General features: G+C 74.2%; 16 protein-coding genes. 8 read left to right on the forward strand and 8 right to left on the reverse strand.

All coding sequences use genetic code 11. The features are described from left to right. Positions 1-4: 4 nt before the first annotated feature. Genes amcH through amcB form a run of 7 tightly spaced genes read right to left on the reverse strand, consistent with a single transcriptional unit; the run spans position 5 to position 5,613 of the window. Positions 5-1,381 carry an adenylate-forming 2-oxoglutaryl-ACP ligase AmcH gene (gene amcH / locus LV78_RS39320; RefSeq protein ID WP_253851311.1) on the reverse strand — a complete coding sequence of 459 codons (1,377 nt, stop codon included), beginning with the start codon at positions 1,379-1,381 and terminating at the stop codon, positions 5-7. Further along, positions 1,378-1,911 (reverse strand): cispentacin moiety biosynthesis protein AmcG, encoded by a 534-nt coding sequence (amcG, locus tag LV78_RS39325; RefSeq protein WP_253851312.1) that lies wholly within the window; start codon positions 1,909-1,911, stop codon positions 1,378-1,380. Before amcG ends, amcH begins: the two co-directional genes overlap by 4 nt. After that, positions 1,902-3,023 carry a cispentacin biosynthesis acyltransferase subunit AmcF gene (amcF, locus tag LV78_RS39330; protein WP_253851313.1) on the reverse strand — a complete coding sequence of 374 codons (1,122 nt, stop codon included), beginning with the start codon at positions 3,021-3,023 and terminating at the stop codon, positions 1,902-1,904. Before amcF ends, amcG begins: the two co-directional genes overlap by 10 nt. Beyond that, entirely contained in the window at positions 3,020-3,523 is a 504-nt protein-coding gene (gene amcE, locus LV78_RS39335) for a cispentacin biosynthesis cyclizing decarboxylase AmcE (RefSeq protein ID WP_253851314.1), read from the reverse strand. Before amcE ends, amcF begins: the two co-directional genes overlap by 4 nt. Continuing rightward, the gene (locus tag LV78_RS39340; protein WP_253851315.1) at positions 3,510-3,920 is read right to left on the reverse strand and encodes an acyl-CoA thioesterase; all 411 of its coding nucleotides are present in this window, start codon (positions 3,918-3,920) and stop codon (positions 3,510-3,512) included. Before LV78_RS39340 ends, amcE begins: the two co-directional genes overlap by 14 nt. Continuing rightward, on the reverse strand, positions 3,917-5,290 hold the full coding sequence (amcC, locus tag LV78_RS39345; RefSeq protein ID WP_253851316.1) for an amipurimycin biosynthesis protein AmcC: 1,374 nt from the start codon (positions 5,288-5,290) through the stop codon (positions 3,917-3,919). The genes LV78_RS39340 and amcC overlap by 4 nt, the downstream gene beginning before the upstream one ends. Positions 5,291-5,346: 56 nt before the next feature. After that, on the reverse strand, positions 5,347-5,613 hold the full coding sequence (gene amcB, locus LV78_RS39350; RefSeq protein ID WP_253851317.1) for a cispentacin biosynthesis acyl carrier protein AmcB: 267 nt from the start codon (positions 5,611-5,613) through the stop codon (positions 5,347-5,349). Positions 5,614-5,991: 378 nt separating this feature from the next. Between amcB and LV78_RS39355 the strand changes: the two genes are divergently transcribed. The 7 genes from LV78_RS39355 (at position 5,992) to LV78_RS39385 (ending at position 18,897) form a co-directional block, all read left to right on the forward strand. After that, complete coding sequence (locus LV78_RS39355; protein ID WP_253851318.1) at positions 5,992-9,228, forward strand: non-ribosomal peptide synthetase; 3,237 nt, start codon at positions 5,992-5,994, stop codon at positions 9,226-9,228. A 75-nt stretch (positions 9,229-9,303) separates the two neighbouring features. Then, positions 9,304-10,599, forward strand: coding sequence for an MFS transporter (locus LV78_RS39360; protein WP_253851319.1), 1,296 nt, complete (start codon positions 9,304-9,306; stop codon positions 10,597-10,599). Further along, positions 10,596-14,189 carry a type I polyketide synthase gene (locus LV78_RS39365; protein ID WP_253851320.1) on the forward strand — a complete coding sequence of 1,198 codons (3,594 nt, stop codon included), beginning with the start codon at positions 10,596-10,598 and terminating at the stop codon, positions 14,187-14,189. The genes LV78_RS39360 and LV78_RS39365 overlap by 4 nt, the downstream gene beginning before the upstream one ends. Then, positions 14,186-14,998 (forward strand): thioesterase II family protein, encoded by an 813-nt coding sequence (locus tag LV78_RS39370; RefSeq protein ID WP_253851321.1) that lies wholly within the window; start codon positions 14,186-14,188, stop codon positions 14,996-14,998. Before LV78_RS39365 ends, LV78_RS39370 begins: the two co-directional genes overlap by 4 nt. Next, on the forward strand, positions 14,910-16,499 hold the full coding sequence (locus tag LV78_RS39375; protein WP_253851322.1) for an acyl-CoA dehydrogenase family protein: 1,590 nt from the start codon (positions 14,910-14,912) through the stop codon (positions 16,497-16,499). The genes LV78_RS39370 and LV78_RS39375 overlap by 89 nt, the downstream gene beginning before the upstream one ends. Next, complete coding sequence (locus LV78_RS39380; RefSeq protein ID WP_253851323.1) at positions 16,499-16,741, forward strand: phosphopantetheine-binding protein; 243 nt, start codon at positions 16,499-16,501, stop codon at positions 16,739-16,741. The genes LV78_RS39375 and LV78_RS39380 overlap by 1 nt, the downstream gene beginning before the upstream one ends. A gap of 290 nt (positions 16,742-17,031) precedes the next feature. Beyond that, positions 17,032-18,897 (forward strand): hypothetical protein, encoded by a 1,866-nt coding sequence (locus LV78_RS39385; protein WP_253851324.1) that lies wholly within the window; start codon positions 17,032-17,034, stop codon positions 18,895-18,897. A gap of 49 nt (positions 18,898-18,946) precedes the next feature. Here the strand turns inward: LV78_RS39385 and LV78_RS39390 are convergent, their stop codons facing one another. After that, positions 18,947-20,467 carry an ABC transporter substrate-binding protein gene (locus LV78_RS39390; protein WP_253851325.1) on the reverse strand — a complete coding sequence of 507 codons (1,521 nt, stop codon included), beginning with the start codon at positions 20,465-20,467 and terminating at the stop codon, positions 18,947-18,949. Positions 20,468-21,000: 533 nt separating this feature from the next. On the opposite strand from LV78_RS39390, the gene LV78_RS41925 reads away from it, so the two are divergent. Beyond that, a complete protein-coding gene (locus tag LV78_RS41925; protein WP_253851326.1) occupies positions 21,001-24,342 on the forward strand; it encodes a DUF4132 domain-containing protein in 3,342 nt (1,113 codons plus the stop codon). Positions 24,343-24,671: the final 329 nt, after the last annotated feature.

Genomic DNA, 24,671 nt, shown 5'->3' on the forward strand with positions numbered 1-24,671 from the left:
TTCCTCACTTGTGCCAACCGGTGTCGGTCACCGGGCTCAGGATGATGCGGCGCGGGCGCTCGGCCCGCAGCAGGACGCGGTGCAGCGCCCGCTGGATCTCGGCCTGCCGACGGGCGCTGGGCTCGTCCACGTAGACCTCCAGCTCGTAGCCCTGGCCGTCGTCCTCGCGCCGGACGCGGGTCACCGCGCGGTGCACGCCGGGCAGCGCGCTCGCCGCCTCGCGCACGGACGGCAGCCAGACCTTCTCCCCGTTGACCACCAGGGAGTCCGAGCGGCGGCCCCGGAAGTAGTGGTAGCCGTCGTCGTCGACGGTGAACAGGTCGCCGGTGGCCACGGTCCGGTGCGCCACCAGCGGGCTCGGCAGCCCGGCGGGGAGCCTGCGGCGCAGCGCGGTGTCCGTGTGCACCAGCAGTTCCGCCGTCCCGTCGCCCACCGGGCGCAGCGACGTGCGCACGTCCCGCAGCGGCAGGCCGGTGGACGCGTGCCGGTGCGCGGGCTCGGCGTGCGCGGCCAGCGTCGCGACGCGCGGACCGGCCTCGCTGAGCCCGTAGGTCAGGTACAGCTCCAGGCCGGGGGCGGACGAGAGCAGCTCGCGGGTCAGCTCGGGCGGGCAGGCGTCGCCGCCGACGGTCAGCACCCGCAGGTCCGGCGGCGGCCCCGACGCGGTGAGCCCGCGCACCAGGGAAGGCGTCAGCGAGGACACCGTGACCCCTTGGCGCGCAACGACTTCCCGGTACTGGACCGGGGTGAACGGCGGACCGGACACCACCAGGCGGGAACCGGTCACCAGCGCGGCCAGCGCCTGGGCGACCAGGCCGTACGAGTAGTGCAGCGGCAGGTTCACCAGCACGGTGTCGTCCGGTCGCTGGCCGATCGCCTCGGCGTGGCGCCGGGCGTTGCGCAGCAGGGCGTCCACGCCGTGCACGCAGCCGCTGGCGATGCCGGACGTGCCGGAGGTGGTCAGCACGACCTCGCCCGGCGACAGGTGCGGGCGCGGCGCGCCGGGCAGGCGGACCAGGTCCAGGTCGCCGACCCGCGTGACGTGCCCGGCCCCGTAGCGGTTCGGGTCGAGCACGGGCGCGAGCACCGCCGACGCCCCGATCCCCTCGGCCAGCGCGGTGATCCGCCCGGCGCCCGCCGATGGCGCGACCGGGACGGGGACGCAGCCCGCGCTCAGCACGGCGAAGAACGCGGTGAGCATCCGGACGCCGTTGGGCGCGGACAGCAGCACGGCCGAACCGGGTTCCAGGCCGAGCGCGCCCACGACCTCGGGGAGCGGCGCGGGTGGTGCGCCGGGCGCGTCCTGCTCCACGACCCCGGCCAGGAAGTCCACGAGCGCGCGCTCGGAAAGTCCCGGCGCGGCGAGCGGGTCGGCGGTCACCGGGCCAGCACCGAGGTGCGCGCGTGCTGGCGGCCCGCCTCGTCGGCGTCGTGCGCGGTCACCAGCGCGTAGTCCGCCGCGCCCGAGCGCAACCAGGCCCGCGCCACCGTGCGCGCGGCGGGCAGCCCGTCCGCCGGGCTCGTCGACAACGTCATGGTGGGGCCACGGAAACCGTGCAGCAGGCACACCAGGGTGCCCGCGCCGCCGGGGCTCGCGCCCGCGAACTTCAGCGGTGACACGCGTCCGCGCGGCACGGCCTTCGTGGCGAGCTCGGTCATGGTCCACAGCGTGCAGCGCGCGCTCACCAGCAGGACCGCGACCTGCGCCGGGTCGCGCTCGACCGGTTCGGCGCTGTCCGCCAGCGCGTTCCGCACCGACTCGGCCACCAGCCAGGCCACCGGGTCCGCGTACACCGAGGGCAGGGTCCCGCGCTCGGGTCCCAGCGCCTCGCGGTGCGCCGAGCCTGCGCCGACCACGCGCAGGCCGGTGGCGGAAAGCGCTTCCCGATACGCCTCCGAGGTCACGTCCACGGCACTCCCTCCAGCAGCAGGCAGGTGTTGAAACCGCCGAACCCGAGGGTCACGCTCATGCCGAGCCCGTCTCGAACCCGCGTCGTGCCGCCGATCGGCAGGGGCAGCGGGAAGCCCGGCAGGACGTGCTCGGTGCCGTGCACCGGCGGCACGACCCGGTCGCGCAGCGCCAGCACCACCGCGATCGCCTCCAGCGCCCCGGTCGCGCCGAGGGTGTGCCCGAACGCGCCCTTGGTGGCGAAGCCGACCGGTGGCGCGGTGGGGAAGAGCTCGGTGAAGCTCGTGGCCTCCACCGCGTCGTTGACCGGTGTGCCGGAGCCGTGCGCGTTGACCACGCCGACGTCGGCCGCCTCGCGACCGGCCGCGCGCAGCGCCCGCTCCACCGCCAGGACCACGCTGCCACCGCTCAGGTCCGGCGCGGCGGGGCTGGCGGCGTCGTTGGCCGAACCGGCGCCGACGACCGCCGCGCGGGGGCGCGCGCCCCGTGCCCGCGCCGAGTCCGCCGACTCCAGCACGAGGAACCCGGCGCCCTCGCCGAGCAGGGTGCCGTCGTGCCGGGTGTCGAAGGCGCGCAACGAGGTCGGGGACATCGTGCCCAGCGCCGAGTGGCCCAGCCGCTTCGCGTCGGTGAGCACGTCCGACCCGCCGCACACGCAGATCTCGGCCTCACCGGCGGTGATCAGCTCGGCCGCCAGCAGCACGCTGTCCGAGCCCGATGAGCAGGCCGTGGACACCACGACCGGCGGGCGGGCCATCCCCAGCTCGGCCGTCACGTCCCGCGCCCAAGTGTCCATCGTGGACACTCCGGTGGTGTCGGCGTGCGCGCCGTAGCTGGTGCCCAGCACCGCGTGCAACCTCGGGTCTGCCGGGACCAGACCCGCGTCGGCGAGCGCCGACCGCAGGGTGTCCGCGGCCAGCACGTGCTGGCGCCGCGCGGGTTCTGCGGGCAGTCCGGGCACGGCCGCCGCCGCGGTGTTGCGCAGCGGGTGCGGCGAGGGCACCGGCCCGATGCCGGTGCGCCCCTCCAGCAGCGCGCGCCACACCCGGTCCGCTCCCGCGCCCAGCGCCGTCGTCCAGGCCAGGCCGGTGATCCAGACGGGTGGCGCGCTCACCACAACTGCTCGCCCAGGTCCGCCGTCCTGACGCGCACCAGGGTGCCCCGGAAGGCGGCGACGAGCTTGCCGTCCACGGTGGCGCGGCAGGAGAAGAAGAACGTGCCGGACACCAGCCGGTCGGCGCGCACGTCCAGCAGCACCCGGTCGCCGGGCACGACGACCTTGGTGAAGCGGGACTTCACCGAACCGATCAGGGTCAGCTCGTCCTCGCCCAGCGGGCTGGTCTCCAGCTGGTAGAGCACGATCCCGGACTGGGCGAAGGCCTGCATCAGGTGGCTGCCGGGGTAGATCGCCCGCTCCGGGAAGTGCCCGGCGATGGCGTCGTTGTTGCCCGACACCGAGAGCACGGACACCAGGTGCGAACCGGGGACGTACTCCTCGACCCGGTCGACGTAGATCATCGGGTGGCGGTGCCGCAGCCACCGCTTCAGCTCGGTGAAACCCATGGCGCGCTTGGGTTCGCGCACCTCGGGGGTGGTGGTGTCAGCGTGCGCCACGGTCGTGCTCCTTCAGCAGGGTCGCGATCGGCTCTGGCAGCGGGGTCGGGGTTCCGGTGCTCTGGTCCACCACACCGAGGGTGAGGGTCCCGGTGGCCAGCGGCTCGCCGTCCGCGCGGCGGACCTCGGTTTCGGCGCGCAGCCGCACCACGCCGAACTTCACCTTGGTGACCAGCAGGTCCAGCTCGTCGGGGAAGCGCGCGGGGGAGTGGTAGCGGATCGACAGCTCCGCCACCACCAGGTCGAGCCCGTGCCCGGCCAGCGCGGTCAGCCCGGCGCCGATCCGGTCCAGGTGCTCCAGCAGCGCCGTCTCCATCAGCGAGGCGTAGCGGGAGAAGTGCACGAGACCGGACGCGTCGGTGTCCACGTGCTCGACGCGGCGGCGCACGGCGGTCACAGGTGCGCCTCGGCGAACGCGCGGGCGCCCTCGTGCAGGCGCGCCACCAGTTCGCCCGCCTGCTCGGGCGTGGTGGTCAGCGGCGGAGCAACGCGCATGGTGGGGAACACGTAGCGCAGCCCGTGCGAGCGCCTTCCCGCGCCGGACATGAACTCCACGTACACGCCGGAGCGGATCACCTGCTCGCGGAACGCGGTCAGCTTGTCCGCCGCGCGCTCGGTCAGCTCGACGCCGTGCATGACGCCGAGGCCGCGCGACTCGCGGAACACGTCGGGGAAGGACCGCACCAGCTCGTCCAGCAGGCCGGTGAGGTGGCCGCCCAGGTGCGCCGAGCTCTCCAGCAGGCCCGAGGAGACCACGTGGTCGATGCCGGAGCGGATCACCTCGCAGGTCAGCGGGCGCAGGTCGGAGGTGGCGATGGCGCCGGTGGCGCGCACGGTCAGCTCGCGGCGGGCGATCACCATCGACGTGGACAGCGCGCCCATGCCCAGGCTCTTGCCGATGACCGTGACGTCGGTGGGGATCGGGCCGCGCTCGTCGGTCATGCCGAAGAACCGGCCGGTCTTGGCGAAGGTGAGCACCTCGTCGGCGATCACCAGCGCGCCGGAGGAGGCGGCCAGCTCGGTGAGGCCGCGCAGGTAACCGGGTGGCGGCACCAGGATGCCCGCGTCGCCCTGCACCGGCTCGACCACGACGGCCAGCACGCGGTGGCCGTGCTCGGCGAAGAACTCCTCGGCGATCTCCAGCTCCCCGTAGGGGATGTGCCGCGTGGTGACGCCGAAGTCGCCGGAGTCCTGGGCGGGCAGGCCGACCCGGTAGTGCCTGCGGTTGAGCACCGGGACCAGGCCGGAGGTCCAGCCGTGCCAGGCGCCCTCGAAGCCGAGGACGATGTCCCGCTCCGCCTTGCCCTCGGCGTGGCGCAGCCTTCGCCGGTCGAACCGGGACTCCAGCGCCAGGCGCAGCGCCAGCTCCACGCCCTCCGAGCCGGAGTTGCGCCCGCTGACGTGGTAGTCCGACACCGGGAAGCGGTCGGCCCACAGGCCTTCGCGGCCGAACAGCCGGGACAGCAGGCGGGCGCGGCTGACCGAGGCGACCTCGTCGGTGACGTACTCGCCGTGGTCGACGGCGCGGACCAGCGCGTCGCGCACCACCGGGGACCCCGCGCCGAGGCAGGCGCTGGCGTACCCGCCGCTGGCGTCGAACACCTCGAACTCGCGCCCCGCGTCCGCGCCCCCCAGTTCCACGAACCGCTGGACGATCCCGCTCGCCCCAGTGCAGCCGAATGGCAGGCGCGCGCCGTCGTACTGGTTCATGTGCGCGGCTCGGTCGAACCAGTCGAGCTTTTCCTGCTGGGTTCCGACGTTGTCCATCGGTGCTTACTCCTGGTTCTTCTGGAAACCGATTCCCGGTGCAGCAGAGGTTTTTCTCAAACCTTCGCTTCGGTTTCCTGGCGGAGCTTGAGGACGAGTTCGGAAATGGTTCGGATGCTGGTGAAGTTCTCCGTGTAGAAATCCTCGTCGCTGATCGTCACGCCGAACGCGTCCTCGCACTGGACGCGCAGTTCGACGAATCCGAGCGAGTCGATGCCGAAGGTGGTCCGCAGGCCGTCGTCGAGGCCGATCCGGTCCTCGGGGACCTCCACAAACAGGTCTTCCACCAGCATCGATCGGATGCTGCGCTGGATGTCGTCCACGGGGCGGACGTCCTTCCGCTCGGTGTGCCGAAGCACGCTGAAGCCCTCCGCGAGGAGGGGGTCAGGTGGTTTGTCGCGAACAGTGCCGCAAAAGGATCGGGTGGAGTTCCGGGCCGCTCGGCAGCCGGTGCTCCGCCGTGCTGGATTCAAGCTCAAGAGGGTCTCGTATGCAACAGTGCATCGGGCATGTCCGGCGCTGTTCCTGATCATGACGCCAGTGCTTAACCTGCGGTTCAACCGGTCTCGACCGACCTTGTCGGACCGGTTCCGCTGTGCAAGACTCCCGGCCGCACCCGGCAGTTCCGCCGGACTCCGCTCCCATTTCCCGCGATTTTTCCGCGACTTCCGCCCACCGGTCAGAGCAGGCGAGGGAACAGCGTGCACCAGAAGATCACCCCCGGCGGACGGCGCACGGTCCCCGGCAGGGCGGACCCGGAGCGCCCCGCGCCCGCCACGGACGCGCAGCGGGCGCTGTGGCTGCTGGAGCGGCTGCACCCCGGCGGCTCCGCCCACACCGTGCCGGTGGCCGTCCGCCTGGACGGGGCGCTGGACGTGCCCGCCCTGCGGCGCGCGCTGGACCTGGTCGTGCGGCGGCACGAGGCCCTGCGCACCACCTTCGCCGAGCGGGACGGCGTGCTGCGCCAGGTGGTCGCGCCCGCCGGGCCCGTCGCGCTGCCGATCACCGACCTGGCCGGTGAGCCGGAGCCCGAGGCGATCGCCGGGAGGCTCCTCCAGGAGTGGGCGGACGAGCCGTTCGACCTCGCCGCTGGGCCGTTGTTCCGCGCGCGGCTGGTCCGTCTGGCGGACAACGCTTCCCTGCTCGTGCTCCTGATGCACCAGACCACTTCGGACGGTCCCTCCCTGCACCTGCTGTTCGACGAGCTGGCGCGCGGCTACGCCGGGGAGTCCCTGCCGGAGCTGGAGGTCCAGTACGGCGACTACTCCGAATGGTTGGGGGGCAACGGGACCGAACGGGCGGAGCTGGACTGGTGGCGCGAGCACCTCGCGGGCGCACCCACCACCCTCGCCCTGCCCGCCGACCGGCCGCGCCCGCCCGTGCGGGGCAACCGGGGCGGCACGTTCACCGGGACCATGCCCGAACCCGTCGCCACCGGCCTGTTCGCGCTGGCCGCGACCCTGCGCACCACCCCGTTCGCGGTGGCGCTGGCCGGGTTCACCGCGCTGCTCGGCACCCTCGCCGGGGTCGACGACCTGCTCGTCGGCACCCCCGTGGGCGCCCGCGACCTGCCCGAGCTGGAGCCGCTCATCGGGTTCTTCGCCACCACCCTGCCGGTGCGCGCCGACCTGTCCGGCGACCCCGACTTCACCGAGCTGGTCCGGCGCACGTCGGGAGCAGTGCTGGACGTCATCGAGCACCGCGAGGTCACCTTCGAGGAGTTGGTCGCCGAGGTCGCGCCCGACCGCAGCCCCAGCCACACCCCGCTGGTGCAGGCGTTCTTCAGCTTCGAGCCCACCCCGATCGTCGACGCGCGCTTTCCGGGGCTGACCGCGACACCGGTGGAGATCGCGCCGTCGGAGGCGAAAGTCGATCTCGACGTGATGATCGTTCGGGCCACCTCCGGAAGCGGGCATTTCCGGACGACCTTCACGTACGACCCCGCGCTGTTCGACGCCGGGACAATTCGCCTGCTGAACGAAAGGCTCAACGCGCTGCTGGCCGCCGCGGTGGCCGATCCGTCGATCAAGATCCGCGATCTCCCGCTGCTGGTCGAGGACGAGCGCGCGTCGGTGACCGGGTGGAGCGGAGCGGAATCCCCGGTCCCCGAAGCGGAACCGGTCGAACTGCTGATCACCCGGCAGGCCGCGCGCACCCCGGACGCGCCCGCCGTGCGCTGGGAGGGCGGGGTCCTGCGGTACGCGGAGCTGGAGGCTCGATCGGCCGCGCTCGCCCGACGACTGGTCGATCGGGGAGCGCGACCAGGGGTGGTCGTCGCGGTGCTGCTGCCGCGCGGGCCCGAACTCGTCGTGGCGCTGCTGGCGGTGCTGCGCAGCGGTGCGGCCTGGCTGCCCCTGGACCCGGCGCACCCGCCCGCCCGCGTCGCGACGTTGATCGCGCAGGCCGGTGCGGAGCTCGTGGTCGTTCCTGCGGAAGGCCTTGCCGCAGAATGGGAGTCGATCGGCGGCACGCGGCTCGTGGCCGTGCCGGTCAGCGCTCCCGAGGAAGGCCTCGCCGGGGACTTCCCCGCGCGGACCGGCGACGACCCCGCGTACGTCGTGTTCACCTCCGGCACCACCGGCAGGCCCAAGGGCGTCGTCGTCGGCCGGGCCGCGCTGGCCAACCACGTCCACGCCACCACCCAGCGCTACCGGCTCGGCCAGGACGACGTCGTGCTCCAGTTCTCCTCGGCGGTGTTCGACGTGCTGGTGGAGGAGGTCTTCCCGACCCTGGCCACCGGCGGCTGCGTCGTGCCGCGCCCCGAACCCGCGCCCGCCCCGGCCGAGCTGACCGCCCTGCTGGTGGACGGCGGCGTCACGGTCGTCAACCTGCCCGCCGGCTACTGGCGGCAGTGGCTGGCCACGCCCGGCTGGCGGGTGCCCGATTCGCTCCGCCTGGCCGTGGTGGGCAGCGAGCCCGTCGACCCGGCCGCCGCCCGCGCCTGGCTCGCCGCGACGGACGTGCCGCTGGTCAACGCCTACGGGCTCACCGAGACCACGGTCACCGCGACCGCGCACACCGTCACCGCGCGGGACCTCACCGAGCCGGGGGCCGGTGTCCCGGTCGGCGCACCGCTGCCCGGCGTGCGGGCGCACGTCCTCGACCGGCACGGGAACCCGCGCCCGCCCGGCGTTCCCGGTGAGCTGCACGTCGGAGGCGCCTGCCTGGCGACGGGGTACCTCCCCGCCGACCCGGACCGCTTCACCACCGTCGCCGGGGAACGCCTGCTGCGCACCGGGGACGTGGCCCGCTGGCGGCGCGACGGCGCGCTGGAGGTGCTGGGCCGGGCGGACGAGCAGGTCAAGATCCGGGGCCACCGCGTCGAACCCGGCGAGGTCGAGGCCGTGCTGCGCGCCCACCCCGACGTGCTCGACGCGGCCGTCGCGGCCCACCCCGCGCCCGGCGGCGGGCACCGCCTCGTCGGGTACCTGGTGCCCCGCAACGGGAACGCGCTCCCGGACGGGCTCCGGCGCCACCTGGTCGCGACCCTGCCCGCCTACCTGGTGCCCACCGCGCTGGTCGTGCTCGACCGGCTCCCCGTGACGGCGGGCGGCAAGCTCGACCGGGCCGCGCTGCCCGCGCCGCAGGCCACCGCGCCCGGAGCCACCCCGGCCCGCACCGACCTGGAGCGCGCGCTCGCCGACGTCTGGCGCGCCGCGCTGGACGTGCCCGAGGTGGGCGTGCACGACAACTTCTTCGACCTGGGCGGCACCTCCGCCGCGCTGGCCACCGTGCACGCCCGGCTCGCCGACCTGGTCGGCAGGCCCGTGCCGCTGGTGGCGCTGTTCGAGTTCCCGACCGTGGCCGCGCTCGCCGCGAGCCTCGGCGACGGCGCGGGACCGGCGGGGGCCGCAGACCCGGCGCTCGCCGACCGGGAACTCGCAGACCGGGCGCGCGTGGGTCGCGCCCGGCTCGGCAACCGCCGCCGCACCCGGTGACACCACCGACTCCGACGCACCCGGTCCGCGCCACCCGGCAGCGCACCACCGACGACCCCACGACGAGGGATTGAGATGGCACCGACCCTGTGGCGCTCAGCCAACTTCCGCAACCTCTGGTTCGCCCAGACGGTCAGCCTCGTTGGCACGCAGGTCACCCTGCTGGCGCTGCCCCTGCTCGCACTGCTGGTGCTCGACGCGAGCGCGTTCGAGATCAGCCTGCTGGCCGCGATCGAGTTCCTCCCCGTGCTGCTGCTCGGTCTGCCCGCGGGGGCCTGGATCGAGCGCCTGCCGCTGCGCCCGGTGCTGATCGCCACCGACGTGCTGCGCGGCGTGGCGCTGCTGGCCGTGCCGCTGGCCGCCGCGCTGGACGTGCTGTCCATGCCGCTGCTGTTCGCCGTCGCGTTCGCCATCGGCATCGGCACGCTGTTCTTCGACGTCGCCCAGCTGTCCTACCTGCCCGACCTGGTCGCCGAGGACCGGCTGGTCGACGCCAACGGCAAGCTGGAGCTGTCCCGCTCGGTGTCCCAGCTCGGCGGGCCGGGGGTCGGCGGGTTCCTGGTGCAGATCTTCACCGCGCCGATCGCGCTGCTCGTCGACGCGGTCAGCTACCTGGTGTCCGCGCTGTTCCTGCTGCGGATCAAGGGGCCGGTGCGGCGCACCGTCGAGCCGGAGAACCTGGGGCTGCGCAAGGAGATCGCGGAGGGCTTCCGGTTCGTCTTCGGGCACCCGCTGCTGCGCCCGCTGATCCTGTGCGCCGCGCTGGCCGAACTCGCGTTCGCCGCCGTGCTGGCGCTGCAGGTCGTGTTCGCCGCCGACGAGCTGGGGCTCAGCCCCGGTGTGACCGGTGTGGTGCTGGCGATCGGCAACGCCGGTGGGCTGATCAGCGCGCTGCTCGCCGGACCGATCTCGCAGCGGCTCGGCACCGGGCCGACGTTCATCGCGTCCATCGTGCTGTTCAGCGCCGGTGCGGCGATGCTGCCGATGGCGTCCGGGGCGGTGCTGTTCGGGGCCGGGCTGTTCGTGGTCTACCTCGGCGCGGTGCTGTTCAACGTGCTCCAGGTCAGCCTGTGCCAGGTGGTCACGCCGATCCGGTTGCTGGGGCGGATGAACTCGGTGTTCCGGTTCGTCACCTGGGGCATGGTGCCGCTGGGCGCCGCGCTCGGTGGCGCGCTGGTGGAGCCGGTGGGGCTGCGCGGGGTGTTCTGGGGCGCGGCGATCATCACGGCGCTGTCGATCATCCCGCCGCTGCTGTCGCCGGTGCGGACCTTCCGGGAGAGCGAGTCCGCCGAGCCCGGTGAGTCCGGTGATTCCGCAGAGTCCACTGAGGACGGTGCGGTTGCCGTTCGGGAGTCGGGGGAGCGCGGGTGACCGGGCAGGACACCGGGGCGCACCTGGCCGTCGTCGGGCTGGCCTGCCGGTTCCCCGGTTCGGACGGGCCCGACGAGTTCTGGCGCGACCTGCTCGACGGCCGGGACCGCGTCACCCGCGCGCCCGGTCACCCCGCCTACGGGGAACTGGCCGGTGGCAACGACTTCGAGGCAGCCCTGTTCGGCTTCTCCCCGCTCGAAGCGCTCATGATCGACCCGCAGCACCGGGTGTTCCTGGAGTGCGCGCGGGAGGCGCTGGAGCACGCGGGCTGCGACCCGCGCCGACCCGGCGGGGTGATCGGGGTGTTCGGCGGGTCCGGCGACACCGGCCACTTCACCGACCTGCTCGCCCACCGCGACCGGTTCCCAGGGGTGACCCGCTGGCAGCTCCGGCTCGCCGCCGGAGCCGATTTCCTGACCAGCCGGGTCGCCTACAAGCTCGGTCTCACCGGACCTGCGGTGACCGTGCAGACCGCGTGCTCCACGTCGCTGGTCGCCGTTCACCTCGCGTGCCAAGCGCTCCTGGCCGGGGACTGCGACGTTGCCCTCGCTGGTGGTGTGACCGTTCGCGCGTCCGTGCCGCTGGACGAGGGGGACGACGACGTGCTCGCGGGGGACGGGCACTGCAGGCCGTTCGACGTCGCGTCCGACGGGACGGTCGCCGGTGACGGGGTCGGGGTGGTGGTGCTCAAGCGGTTGGACGACGCGATCGCGGACGGGGACGCCGTGCACGCGGTCGTCCTGGGGTCCGCGGTCACCAACGACGGGGCCGCCAAGGTCGGGTTCACCGCGCCCGGTGTGGCCGGGCAGTCGTCCGCTGTCCGGGCCGCGCACGCGGTCGCCGACGTCGATCCGGCGACGATCGGTTTCGTCGAGGCGCACGGGACCGCCACGCCCGCAGGCGACCCCATCGAGGTCAGGGCGCTGGCCAACGCCTTCGGGGACGGGGCCGCGGACTGCGTGCTCGGGTCGGTGAAGGGCTCCATCGGGCACACCGACGCCGCTGCCGGGGTCGCCGGGTTGATCAAGGCGGTGCTGGCGGTGCGCGAGGGGGTGATCCCTGGGACCGCGCACTTCCGCGAGCCGAACCCGTTGCTGGAGCTGGGTTCCACGCCGTTCCGGGTGACCTCGGAGGCCGAGGTGTGGGGCGGGTCGGTGCGCCGGGCCGGGGTGAACTCGCTGGGGCTGGGCGGGACCAACGCGCACGTCGTGCTCCAGCAGCCGCCGGTGCTCCCGGTGTCGGAGCCGAGCGGGCGGGCGCAGGTGCTGCCGCTGTCCGGGCGCACGCTCGAGGCTGTTCTCGCGGCTGCCGGTCGGTTGGCCCGGCGCCTGGACGCGGGGTCCGGGGTGGTGCTGGACGACGTGGCGTGGACGTTGCAGACCGGGCGGACCTCGTTGGCACACCGGACTTTCGTGGTCGCCGGTGATCCGGGGAGCGCTGTTCGGTCCTTGGCGGCGGTGGACGTGGTGCGGGCTCCCGCCGCCGCGCCTGGTGTGGCGTTCCTCTACCCCGGTCAGGGTGGGCAGCACCCCGGCATGGCGGTCGACCTGCACGAGAGCGAGCCGGTGTTCCGGGCGGCCTTCGACCGGTGCGCCGAGCTGGCGGCGCCGGAGCTGGGCGTCGACCTGCGGGAGGTCGTCTACGGCGACCGGGGGGAGCTGCTCGGCACCATGACCGGGTGCCAGCCCGCGCTGTTCGCGGTGCAGCACGCGCTCACCGAGCTGTGGCGCGACCGGGGGGTGCGCCCGACCACTGTGCTCGGCCACAGCCTCGGCGCGTATGCCGCCGCCACCGCCGCCGGGGTGCTCGCCGTCGAGGACGCGCTGGACCTGGTCATGACGCGGGGCAGGCTGCTCGACTCGATCCCCGCCGGGGCGATGCTCGCGGTGCCGCTGCCCGAGGCCGAGCTGACCGGACTGCTGGACGGGCGGTTGTCGCTGGCTGCGGTCAACGGGGTCGACCAGTGCGCGGTGGCCGGGCCTGCGGACGAGATCGAGGGGCTGCGGGAGCGGTTGGACGGGCTCGGGGTGGACGCCCGCGTGCTGCGGATCAGCGCCGCCGCGCACTCCAGCCTGGTCGAACCGGTGGTGGACGAGTACACGGCGCGGGTGCGGCGGGTCCGGCTCTCCGCGCCGGAAATCACCTGGATCAGTGATAGGACGGGACGTCCGGTTTCGGTGAGCGAGGCCACTGATCCGGTACTCTGGGGGCGGCACCTGCGGGATGCGGTTCGTTTTGCCGATGCGCTTGGCACGCTGCTCACGGGCGGCGATGCCCTGCTGGAGATCGGGCCAGGGCAGACCCTGGGCGGACTGGCACGCAGGCACCCCGCCTTCGTCCCGCACCGGTCGGTCGTCCGGTCGCTTCCGCACGCCGCCGATGGTTCCGGCGGTGAGGTGGAGTTCCTGCGCGCCACCGGGGCGCTGTGGGCGGCGGGGGTCGAGGTCGACTGGGGCGCGGTCCACCACGGTCGTGCGCGCCGCAAGGTCCCGTTGCCCGGCTATCCGTACCAGCGTGCTCGCTACCGGCTTGATGAGCCGTTGCCCGGTGAGCGCTCGGTGGCCGGTGAGCGCTTGGTGCCCGGTGAGCGCTCGGTGGCCGGTGAGCGCTTGGTGCCCGGTGAGCGTTCGGTGGCCGGTGAGCGCTGGGTCAGTGGCGAGCGTTCGGTGACTGGCGAGGGCTCGGTGACTGGCAAGGGCTCGGTGACCGGCGAGCGTTCGGTGGCCGGTGAGCGTCGGGTGGCTGGTGAGGGCGAGGCTGGTGGCGGGCGCGGCGGGGCGAGCGGTGGGCCCGGAGAGCCTGGCGCTGGGTGGAGGGCTGTCGCTGAGCCCGGTGCTGGTGGTGCGCGGGGGTTTGTCGCCGAGCGCGGGGTGACCGGTGGGCGAGGGGCGGCCTTCGAGTCTGGAACGGACGGTGCGCAGAGGGCTGCGGCTGAGCCGGGGGACGGCCGTGCCCAGGAGACTGCCGCTGAATCGGGGCCTGCCGCTGGACCGGGGATCGGTGCTGCTGAACCGGGGATCGGTGCTGCGCGGGTGCCTTCCGTTGAACCGGGTGGTGGTCGTGCGCAGGAGCCTGCCGTTGAGCGGGGGGCCGGTGGTGCGCGCGGGCTGGGTGGCGTCGAGCAGGAGTCGGTCGGGGCTGGATCGGGTCTGGCTGGGGCGGGCCTTGCTGAGTCGGGCCTTGCTGAGGGTGGGGTCGGGCTGGGTGGTGCGCGGGCTGGTTCCGGTTGTGGGGCCGGCGTTGGGGAGCGGGCCGGTGCTGGTGGCCGGGCCGGTGCTGGCGCGCGGGCTGAGGGTGGTGACCAGGTCGGGGTGGGTGCGCTGGACGGCTTGGGCGGGGGTGCTGGGTGGAGCGCGCCTGGGTCGGACACGGAGAAGTTGGTCGCCGAGGTGTTCGGGGAGGTTCTCGGGGTGTCCGGGCTCGGGGGTGGGGACGACTTCTTCGCGCTCGGGGGTGACTCGCTGATCGCGTTGCGGGTGGTGCGCCGGTTGCGGCCGGTGTTCGGGGACGACCTGTCGGCGCGCGTGGTGTTCCGGGCTTCGACGGTCGCGGGGCTCGCCGCTCTGCTCGACGAGCGGGGGCGGCGGTGAGCGCTTGGGTGTTGCGGCGGGCGGCTCGGGGTGGGGTGCCTCGGGTGTTCTGCTTCCCGCACAGCGGTGGGTCCGCCGGGGAGTTCCTGGGGTGGAGCGGGAACCTGCCTGACGTGGAGGTGTGGGCGGTTCAGCCGCCTGCGCGTGGTGGGCGGTTGGACGAGCCGGGGATCACCGGCATGGGCGAGTTCGTGGAGTCGTTGGTCGACGCGGTCGACTTCGGGGCGGACTCGCCTGATCGGGGTGCGCCCGGACGCGGTGTGGGCGGGGTGCCGTTCGCGTTCTTCGGGCACAGTCTCGGGGCTTACACGGCTTTCGAGACCGCCCGCGCGCTTCGCGACCGGGGGTTGCCCGGACCGTTCGGGGTGTGGGTGTCGGCGTTGCGGGCGCCGCACCTGCACGAGCGCGAGCCCGACCTGAGCGCGTTGCCCGACGACGAGCTCGTCGCCGCCGTCGAGCGGGAGCACGGGCCGCTGCCGCCCGAGTTCGCCGAGGAGCCCGAACTCCTGGAGCTCCTGCTGCCCGCGCTGCGCGCCGATCTCGCGCTGCTCAGCGGGTACCGGGCCTCGGGGGAACCGCTGGACGTGCCCGTCGAGGTCTTCGGCGGGCGGGACGACGGCGAACCGCTCGCGGCGCTGGAGGCGTGGCGGCTGCACACCACCGGTTCCTGCCGCACGTACCTGTTCAACGGCGGCCACTTCTACTTCCGGGAGCGCACCGATGAGTTCTTCCCCGTCCTCGCCGAGAGCGTCCGCGAGCGTGCTGCGGGACGTCTACCGGGGTTCGGTCCGCTGGGACCTGCTCGCTGACTTCCCCGAGCAGGACCCGGTCGACCGCGCGATCGGCGACGAGGTCGTCGCCCGCACCGAGGAGCTGCTGCGCGAGCTGGTCGACCCGGACGAGGTCGACGCGACCGGCGCGTTGCCGGACGGGCTGCTGGAAGAGCTGCGCGGCAACGGGTTGCTCGGGGTGAGCGCCGATCCGGCGCTCGGCGGGCTCGGGCTGTCCAGGCTCAACACGTGCCGGGTCGTCCAGGCCGCCGCGTCCTGGTCCATGCCGGTCGCGTTCAGCCTCGCCATCAACAACGGGTTCGGGTCGCACACCTACCTGCCCGCGCTGCCGCCCGGTCCGCTGCGCGACGTGATCGCCGAGCGCGCGGTCGGCGGGGTGATCTCCGCGGGGGCCGACGCCGAGGTCGCCGGTGCGGCCAACGAGCGGCGGACCACCGTGGCCACGCCCGTGGACGGCGGTCACCGGATCACCGGCGAGAAGGTGTTCATCGGCAACGGGGCGGTCGCCGAGCTGCTCGACGTGTCGGCCACCGTCACCGCCCCCGACGGCTCTGAATCGGTGCGGTTGTTCTTCGTGGACACCCGCAGCCCCGGTTTCGCGGTCGTCGGGCGGCACGAGTTCATGGGGTTGCGCGGGTCGACCATCGCCGCGCTGCGGTTCGACGGGGTGTTCGTGCCGGAGGCGAACGCCATGCCCGCGCTGTCCGACGGGTGGCGGATGCGGCCCTCCGGGGACGTCGCCGGGCCGGGTGAGCTGGCCGACCTCGGTGAGCTGGCGCTGTTCGGGCGGCACCTCGTGGTCGCGCCCGCGTCCCTGGCCGTCGCCTCCGCCGCGCGTCGGTGGGCCGACGAGTTCGCCGCGCGGCGCAGGATCGACGGGCGGGTGCTCGGCGAGTACGAGGAGGTGCGCAGGCTCCGGGCGGAGCTGGCGGCCGAGGAGTACCTGGCCGAGAGCACGCACCTGTGGTGCCTGCTCGGGTCCGCGCGCTCCGACACCCGGCCGGACCTGACCGCCGCCAAGAACACCACCTCGCTCGCGGCGTGGCGGGCGATCGACCGGACCATGGCGCTCTACGGGGCCGAGGGGTACGAGACCGCGCGGGGCAAGGCCGCGCGCGGGGCGCCCGCCGTGCCGGTGGAGCGGTGCTTCCGGGACGCGCGGGCGCTGCGGGTGGCCGGTGGCGTCGACTTCATGCTCGACATCTGGTCCGCCAAGGCCAACCTCGGGGTCGACGCCGCCGCCGACGGCGGTGCGGCGCCCGGCGCGGACGGGCGGTTCGTGGCCGAGCGGGTCGCCGAGCTGGGGGCCTGGTGCCGGGAGGCCGCCGCCGGGGACCTCGGTGAGCGGCAGCGGTGGGTGGGGCTGCTCGGGCGGGGCGCTCGGGAGCTGCACGGCGCGGCGTGCGCGGTGGCCAGGGCCGCTGGGCGGGACGACGGGGTGGCGCACGCGGCCGTCACCTCGGTCCGGCACCGGATCGCCGCGCTGTGGTCCGAGCTGGAGAGCGAGCGGGAGGCGTGATGTCGGTCGAGGAACTGGCCAGGTTGGTCGCGGGCGTGTGGGCGGAGCTGCTCGGCGTCGAGGTCGGCGTGGACGACGACTTCTACGGGTTGGGCGGGCATTCGTTGATCGCGGTGCGCACGGCGGCGCGGTTGCGCGCGGAACTCGGGTTGCGGGTGCCGGTTCGGGTGATCATGGAGAACCCGACGCCGAACGCCCTCGCGGCTCTGCTCGCCGATGCGGTCGCCTCGGCGGCTCGGTAGCGGGCCCCGGTCCCCTTTCGGACGGTGAGCGGATGGTCACTTATGGAACAAAGTGGCACCACCGTGTTGATCCAGTCCGGGATGTTGAAACACTGACGCCTACTCACGTGCTGGACGACCTGCCTTGACCTGGGCGGGTGCCTGCTGTCGGGGAGGGCTTCATGAGCTGGTGGAGGCGTTTGCTGGGAATCCGGGAAAAGACCCAGGACGGGCAGCACCTGCCTGCGGTACCGGAAGCTCAGAAGACGGAGAACGAGTCCGAGAAGGCGGGCGCGCCTGGCGTGCCCGCCGTGAGTGCGGGGAGTGAGGAGAAGGCGTCCGGCGGGACTGGGGAACCGGTGGCGCCGAAGAACGAGGGGTGGAAGTCCGAAGCCCCTGGGATCGATGTTCCGAAGGCCGCCGAATCCACGCCGGTGGTCGTGGAGAGCGCTGCGGACGAGGGCGTTGCGGGCGGGAGCGGGGGGAGCGCGGCGGAAGCCGTGAAGCCCTCGGTGACGCCTGCGGCTCCCGAGGCCGTGGCGGAGGTCGTCGTGCCGGAGGCGGTCAAGGTCGACCCGCCGAAGGCCGACGTGCCGGTGGTCGAGGCGCCCGAGGTCGTGGCGCCGGTGGTCGAGGCGCCTGCGGTTGAGGTGCCCAAGGCTGAGGCGCCTGCGGTTGAGGTGCCGAAGGCCGAGGTTCCTGAGGTCGTGGCGCCGAAGGCGGAAGCGCCCAAGGCCGAGGTGCCCGAGGTCGAGGTGCCGAAGGCCGAGGTTCCCGACGTCGAGGTGCCGAAGGTGGAAGCGCCCAAGGCGGTCGCTCCCCATGCCGAGGTCCCCGAGGTCGAGACGCCCCGCACCGAGGTGGCCAAGACCGAGGTGGCCAAGGTCGAGGAGCCCGAGACCGAGGTCGCCGAGCCCGAGGTCGTGAAGGCGGAGGCCCCCCAGGCCGTCGCCGAGCCGGAGGTCGTCGCGCCGAAGGCCGTGGCGCCGGAGGTTTCCGAGCCCGCGGTCGTCGAGCCGGTGGCCGTCGTGGCGCCCGAGGTCGTCGCGCCGGTCGCCGAGAAGCCCGCCGAGGTCGTTCCGGCCCCGGTCGTGGCCGAGGTCGCCGACGTGGTCGAGCCCGTCGAGGTCGCGGAGCCCGAGACCTCGAAGCCCGAGGCCGCCCCGGCCCCCGTGGACGAGCCGGTGGAGAAGGACGTCGAGAGCAGGAGCGCGGTGGCCGGTTGGCCCGTCGCGCAGCAGGCTGAGGTCGTCGTCGACGACGCGCCCGAGGCCGAGGCCCTGCCCGAGGCGCCCGCTCAGCCGGTCGTGCAGGCGGAGGCGGTCACGCCCGAGCCCACGACGGTCCCGGAACCGCAGGCGGCGGTGGCTCCGGGTTCCGCCAGCTCCCTCAAGGGCTGGCGGGTCGCGGTCGACGGGAGCGGGGACGAGGTCGTCGCGCTCGCGGCGCTCGTCACCGCGCACGGCGGCGCGGTCGCCAAGCGGATCACCCCGACCGTGCGGTTCATGATCGCCGAGAACCCGGATGCCGCCAGCGCGCCGCTGCGCCAGGTCCGGGACCTGGGCATCCAGATCCTCACGACGGCGCAGGCCCGCGAGCGCATCGAGCAGGCGGTCAACCCGCAGGCCGCGAGCGCCGCGAAGCCCGTGACGTCCGGCTGGCCGACGCTGGCCGCCGCCGTGGAGCTGCCGCGCGGTCAGGAGCTGCTCGACGCGTGGGAGCCCGCCCGCGAGGCGGTCTCGCCGACCGCGCAGGAGGCCGCCGAGCTGGGGGCCGCCCTGCGCAAGGCGCTCACCGCGTACGGCACCCCGGTCCCGGCCGCGATCACCGACCTGGACCGGCTGGCCAAGGCCGCCGGTCAGGTCCGCGACCGGTTCTTCGCCGACTGGCTCCCGGTGCTCAACGAGCACCGCACGGCCAAGCGCGACGACGACGCCCTGGAGCTGCTCCTGGTCGTCGTCGAGGCGGCCGAGCGGCACGCGGCCGTGGCGGGCACCGCGCCCGTCCCGGTGTACACCGAGCGCGCGGCCGTGATCCTGCGGCGGCGCAAGGCCTACGCGACCGAGGTCGAGCTGCTGGAGCGCTGGCTCCGGGCCAACCCGGAACCGGTGCCCGCGACCGACAAGCTGGCCCAGCGCCTCGAGTCGGTCCGGAAGCTCCAGAGCAAGGGCAAGTGATCCGGAGCGCGGGCGTCGCGGCACCTCGCCGCGGCGCCCGCGCTCTTCGTCAGACCTGAAGACCGGTCGGTTCGGCCACCGCGCGCCGCTCGGCCACCGCGCACTGCTCCGGCACGTGCACCGCCGACAGGTCCGCGACCCCGCCGAACGCCCCCAGGACGCGCAGGTTCCGCACGTCCGCGCGCGCGTGCGGCAGCAGCGGCCTGCGGTGCCGCAGCGGCACCACCACCGCCTCGTCCAGCACCAACCGCTGCGCCTCGCGTGCCGCCGCGCCCGCCCGCTCCGGGTCGTCCTGAGCGGCCAGCGCCGCCTCGACCAGCGCGTCCGCCCTCGCCAGCCCGTGCCCGCCGGGGTTCGCGACCCCCGTCGAATGGCACAGCGGCAGCAGGAACGCCCGCGCGTTGCCCCGCGCCCAGTCCGGCAGCCAGGTGCCCAGCAGCAGGTCCCACTCACCGGTCTCGGCTCGCGACCGGTCGGCCAGCAGTGCCGCGTGCTCTGCCTGCGGCAGCGCGCGGGCCAGCACGTCCAGGCCCGCCGCCATCAGCTCGGCAGCCACCGCGACGGCCGTGTCGTAGCCCTCCGGCGTGTCCGGGTGGATCATCGTCAGGGTCAGCGGCGGCGGGAGGAGCAGCGGGCCGCGCTCCGGTGGGGCGGCGTCGTCGGGTCGGGCGGTGGAGTCGGGCGGGACCAGCCAGTGCGCGCCCCGCCGCACCGCGCCCGCCACGGCCGAGCGCACCACCCGGTCCCGCAGCGGGCCGCGCGGGTTCAGCGCCAGGTAGTCCACGCCCAGCAGCGGCGAGTCCTCGTCCCGGCCGACCACCCGTTCTCCGGTCAGGTCCAGGTGAGGATCGTCGTCCAGGTCGCTGACCAGCACCGATCCCGGCACGCGGGAGCGCACCGGGTCGCTGTCCGCCCGCCAGGCCGGGTTGTGCTCCAGCCGGACCGCGTCGCCCGCGACCAGCGCCACCCGGTACGGGCCGGTGCTGCGCAGGTTGTGGCGGGCCTCGCGGCTGTCGGGCAGGAACTCGTCGTACTCGGCGGGCGCGGGGGCGGCGCAGGGCAGGGCCAGCAGGTCCGCGAACTCGGCGGCCGGGTGCAGCAGCTCCACCAGCACGGTCCGCTCGTCCAGCGCTCGCACGCCCGCGATGTCGTGCGCGGCGGCGTGCTCGGCCAGGTCGGCGGCGGTGCGCAGGGTGGTGGGGTGGCCGTCGCGGTAGGCGGTCATGCCCCGGATCGTGCTCAGGAAGTAGGGCAGCGCGGTCGAGGTGTGGTGCGGCGCGCAGAGCCGTTTCAGGCCGCGCACCACGTCGTGCGAGGTCACGGCCCGCGCGGGGGAGGTGTCCCAGCGGACGTCGGCGCGCAGCCTGATCAGGTGCTCGGTGGGGCCGACCCGCTCGACCGACTCGGCCAGGTCCGGCACCGGCGCGCTCGACCCGTTCGGGTAGGCGAACAACCCGCGCGTGTGCAGCAGGGTCACCGGGAGCAGCGGGTGCCGGTGCGAGGCCACCGGTTCCGGCAGCTGCGGGAGCGCGCGCAGGCGCAGCACGCCGCCGAGGTGGGGCTGGGCCATCTGACGCGGTCCTCCTGCTGTTTCGACTTCCTCGGAACCGTCCCGATTCGCCACGGCGGCGAACGTAGCACGGTGCGCGGGATTGACCGCCTCACGTTTCCGCGCGGCGCGTGACGCGTTCGGCTGCAACGCTGCCACCTGCGGCGGAAAGGGCGAAGGGGGATGCGGTGAATGCCCGTTCCGGTGCTGCAGCATGGGTTTTTCGGCAGTGTCGATACGTGATCAAAATCCTTCCAACGGGCTATTCGATCCCGCTTTCGGGTATTACTCGCCGTCACTATCCGGAGTGGTATTCACCGGCTATGGAACCCCGTGCCCGTGCGCCGTGGTGCGAACGACCGACGTGGGGTGTCGGACCCCGTCGCTACCGTCCGATGCGGACGGAGCGGGGAACCGTCCGACGTGGACGGCGTCCAACCGGAGCCGATCGTGAACCACCCCACCGGGTGAACGGCCGAACGCCCGGAATTGTCGGACCCCCTCCCTAGCGTCTGGATCGACAGCGCAGGACCGTCCGGAGAGGAACAACCGAGGTGCCGCAGGAGAACGCAGGGGCAGCAGCGCGCGAGTGGCCCGACGAGGAGACCTTCGCGCCGGGCAGGCTGGCGCGCTCGCACCACCCCCGCCACGACCAGGACCCGCCCCGCTACCAGGGGCCGCCCGAGGCGCGGGGCGTGCTGGCGAGCCTGGTCGCGCGGCACCCGGACCTGATCGCGAAGGCGCTCGCGCACTCGCAGTCCGACCCGGAGCTGGTGGCCTCGGCCCGAAGGCACCGCGACGGCTCGCCCGACCCGCTGGGCGCGGCCGTGCTGCTGGAGGTGCTCGCCGCGAACACCCCGCACCACCAGCGCGAGGTGTTCCGGCTCGTCGCCGCCGAGTGGGTGGTGGAGCACGGAGTCGAGTTCGCGGCCCTGGCGGTCGTGGAGCTGGCCGGGGTCGGCCCCGCGTACTCGGTTGAGGACGGGCTCTGCGTGGTGCGCCAGAGCGCGCCGGACCGGTTCTCCTTCTACTGGCACGGCCTGCAGTGCGCCACCGAGGTCAGGCGCGCGCTCGCCTCGGTCGGGGACGAGGAGTACGCGCGGGTCGTCGCCCTGCTGGACGGGATGCGCTCGCGCGGCCCGAAGGCCGGGATCCTCGCCTCGTTCCTCGCGCCGACTGAGGCGGACTGGCTGGACGAGTTGCTGGCTGCTGGCGTGGCGCAGCGGGCGGACCTCGTGGAATCCACGATGCTGCTCAGCTCCGTGAGCACACGCGCGCAGGTCGAGCGGGTGCTCGCGGACGTGAATACGTGGGGGCTGCACCGCGACCACCGGGTCGCCGCGACCCTGCTGCGCACCCTCGGGCCGGACGCGGCCGGGACGTTCATCGCCGGGCTCGGCCACTCCGACGCCGACACGATCCGCAAGCTCGCCGGGTACCTGGTCGCGATCCCCAGCGACGAGGCGCTGCGCGCGCTGGTCGAGCGGGCCGAGGACCGGCGGGTGCGGCCACTGCTCCAGGAGGCCGTGCGCGCCTACCCGCGCCGTGCCGCGCGGCTGCTCGCCGAGGCCCTGGTGGGGCGCGGCAAGTCCGTCGACGTGCTGCTGCGCTCGCACCTGACGGCGTTCCCGGAGCTGGCCGACGAGGTGCTGCCGGGGTTGCCCGACGACCAGCGGGCCGCCGCCGAGGCGCTGCTGTCCCCGGTCGGTCCGGTGCTGCCGCAGGCCCCGCCGGAACTGCTGCCCGAGGTGCTGACCAGCCCGCCGTGGACCAGACCCCGGCCCAAGGCCCCGCCCGCCCTGACCGACCTGGCCCCGGCCGGGGAGGCCGCGCTGGTGTGGAAGCCCGGCGAGGAGCGCGAGTGGGCGGCCGAGAGCGCCCGCAACGTGCCGTACCGCCGGACCACCAACTGGGACGAGGAGCTGCGGCGCGGGCTCCAGAGCGTCGGCACGATCTCCTACATGTCCGTGCTGCACGCGCCGGTGGAGGTGGCGCTGCCGCTGCTGGGGGCGTTCACGCCCAAGCACAACTGGAACGTCCACTCGTGGGGGCGGGCGCTCATCGCCCGGTTCGGGCTGCGCGCGGTGGACCGGTTGCTGCTCGCGCCGGTCAACGCCGACGTGCTGCGGGTGTTCGCACCGGTGCTCGACCAGCGGGTGGCCGACCTGATGGCCGACGCGCTCGGCAAGAAGAAGCTGCGCTGGCAGGGGTTGGACTGGCTGGCCAGGCACGGCGCGGCGGCGCTGCCGTTCCTGCTGCCCGCCGCCCTCGGCAAGGCGGGCAGGGCGCGGAGCGCGGCGCGGGACGCGGTGGCGGTCGTCGCCGGGGCCGAGGGGCACGACGCGGTGGTCGAGGCGGCCCGCGCGCACTGGGGCGACCGGGCCGCCGAGGTGACCGCGCTGGTGCTCCGGATCGACCCGCTGACCGTGCTGCCGTCGAAGCTGCCCGCGCACCCGGCGTGGCTGGACGTGCCGACCCTGCCGGGAATCCGGTTGCGCGGCCACGAGCTGGCGCTGCCGCCCGCGTCGGCGGTCGACGTGGTCACGATGCTGACGCTGTGCTCTGCGGGGGAGCCGTACGCGGGGCTCGCGCAGGTCCGCGAGGCGTGTGACCCGAGGTCGCTGGCCGAGTTCGGCTGGGAGGTGTTCGACCGCTGGCGGCAGGCCGCGCTGCCGCCCAAGGACGGCTGGGCGCTGGCCGCGCTCGGCGCGGTCGGGGACGACGAGGTGGTGCGGCGGCTGTCGCCGCTGGTCAGGGCGTGGCCGGGGGAGGGCGGGCACACACGCGCCGTGGCCGGGCTGGACGTGCTGGCCGACATCGGCACGGACGTGGCGCTCACCCACCTCAACGGCATCGCCGACAAGGCCCGGTTCGCCGGGTTGAAGAAGCGGGCCAAGGAGAAGATCGCCCAGGTCGCGGACAAGCTCGACCTGACCCCCGAGCAGCTGGCCGACCGGGTCGTGCCGCACTTCGACCTGTCCGGCTCCGGGTCGCTGGTGCTCGACTACGGGCCGCGCCGGTTCCTGGTCGGCTTCGACGAGCAGCTGCGGCCGACCGTCGCCGACGAGGGCGGGGCGCGGCGCAAGGCGCTGCCCAAGCCGGGCGCGAAGGACGACCCGGAGCTGGCGCAGGCGGCGTGGGCGCGGTTCGCGGCGCTGAAGAAGGACCTGCGGGTGATCGCGGCCGACCAGGTGCGCAGGCTGGAGCGGGCCATGGTCGGCGGGCGCGCGTGGGGAGCGGACGAGTTCACCCGGTTCCTGGTGGGGCACCCGGTGCTGGTGCACCTGGTGCGCAGGCTGGTGTGGGTGGCGGTCGACGGGCGGTCGACCGGGTCGTTCCGGGTGTCCGAGGACAACACCCTGTCCGGTCCCGCCGACGAGCCGTTCGAGCTGGCGGACGGCGAGCACGTGCTGGTGGCGCACCCGCTGCGCCTGGGCGGGGACCTGGCGGCCTGGTCGGAGCTGTTCGCGGACTACGAGATCCTGCAGCCGTTCCCCCAGCTCTCCCGCCCGGCCCACCGGCTCTCGGACGAGGAGCGCGCGGGCACGAGACTGGGCCGCTTCGAGGGCGTGAAGCTGCCGGTGCGCGAGGTGCTGTCCCTGCTGGCGCGGGGCTGGCAGCGCACCGAACCCCTGGACGCGGGCGTGGAACCGGGCCTGGTGAAGCCGGTGCCGGGCGGGCGGTACGCGGTGGTGACGCTGGATCCGGGGTTGGTCGCGGGCGATCTGGACGCGATCGGCGACGAGCAGGAGCTGAGCGAGATCTTCCTGGCCGATGAGGCCCACGGCTACCGGTGGGGGCGTGAGCGGCACCTGGCGCTGGGGGAGTTGGACGTGATCAGCGCGAGCGAGCTGGTGGCGGACCTCGTGGCGCTGACGGGGAGGGCGGCTGGGTGATGGGGGAGGGGTGAGCGGGGGCTGGTGACGGGGCAGGGTTGACGAGTAGGGGCTGGAGCAGGAGGAGCCGGGCTGCTGAGCTCTGCGGGTGGGGCGGATCTGTCCGACCCCGGCTGTTCGAGCGCTGGTCGTGCTCGCCTGCCCAGTCACGCACTTGTGCTGCGGGCGAGGGATGGCTGTGCGCGGGTTGGTCCGGTATCACTAACCTACCGGGGTGCGCTTGGCCGATCCCTACCTGACACCTGCCCTCACAAGGGTCTCCGTTCGATCGGGGTTTTGGTGCGACCGGGGCTTGTGGAGTCGCCGCGCTGGCAGTTTGGTGGGCTCTG

It is taken from the genome of Actinosynnema pretiosum, from assembly GCF_024171695.1.
Taxonomy (GTDB): domain Bacteria; phylum Actinomycetota; class Actinomycetes; order Mycobacteriales; family Pseudonocardiaceae; genus Actinosynnema; species Actinosynnema pretiosum.

Excerpts from the sequence above, each read along its gene's own strand:
- LV78_RS39380 (WP_253851323.1), top strand. The coding sequence starts at position 16,499 with ATGTCGGTCGAGGAACTGGCCAGGTTGGTCGCGGGCGTGTGGGCGGAG.
- LV78_RS39390 (WP_253851325.1), bottom strand. The coding sequence starts at position 20,467 with ATGGCCCAGCCCCACCTCGGCGGCGTGCTGCGCCTGCGCGCGCTCCCG.
- amcC (WP_253851316.1), bottom strand. The coding sequence starts at position 5,290 with ATGGACAACGTCGGAACCCAGCAGGAAAAGCTCGACTGGTTCGACCGA.
- LV78_RS39360 (WP_253851319.1), top strand. The coding sequence starts at position 9,304 with ATGGCACCGACCCTGTGGCGCTCAGCCAACTTCCGCAACCTCTGGTTC.
- LV78_RS39375 (WP_253851322.1), top strand. The coding sequence starts at position 14,910 with ATGAGTTCTTCCCCGTCCTCGCCGAGAGCGTCCGCGAGCGTGCTGCGG.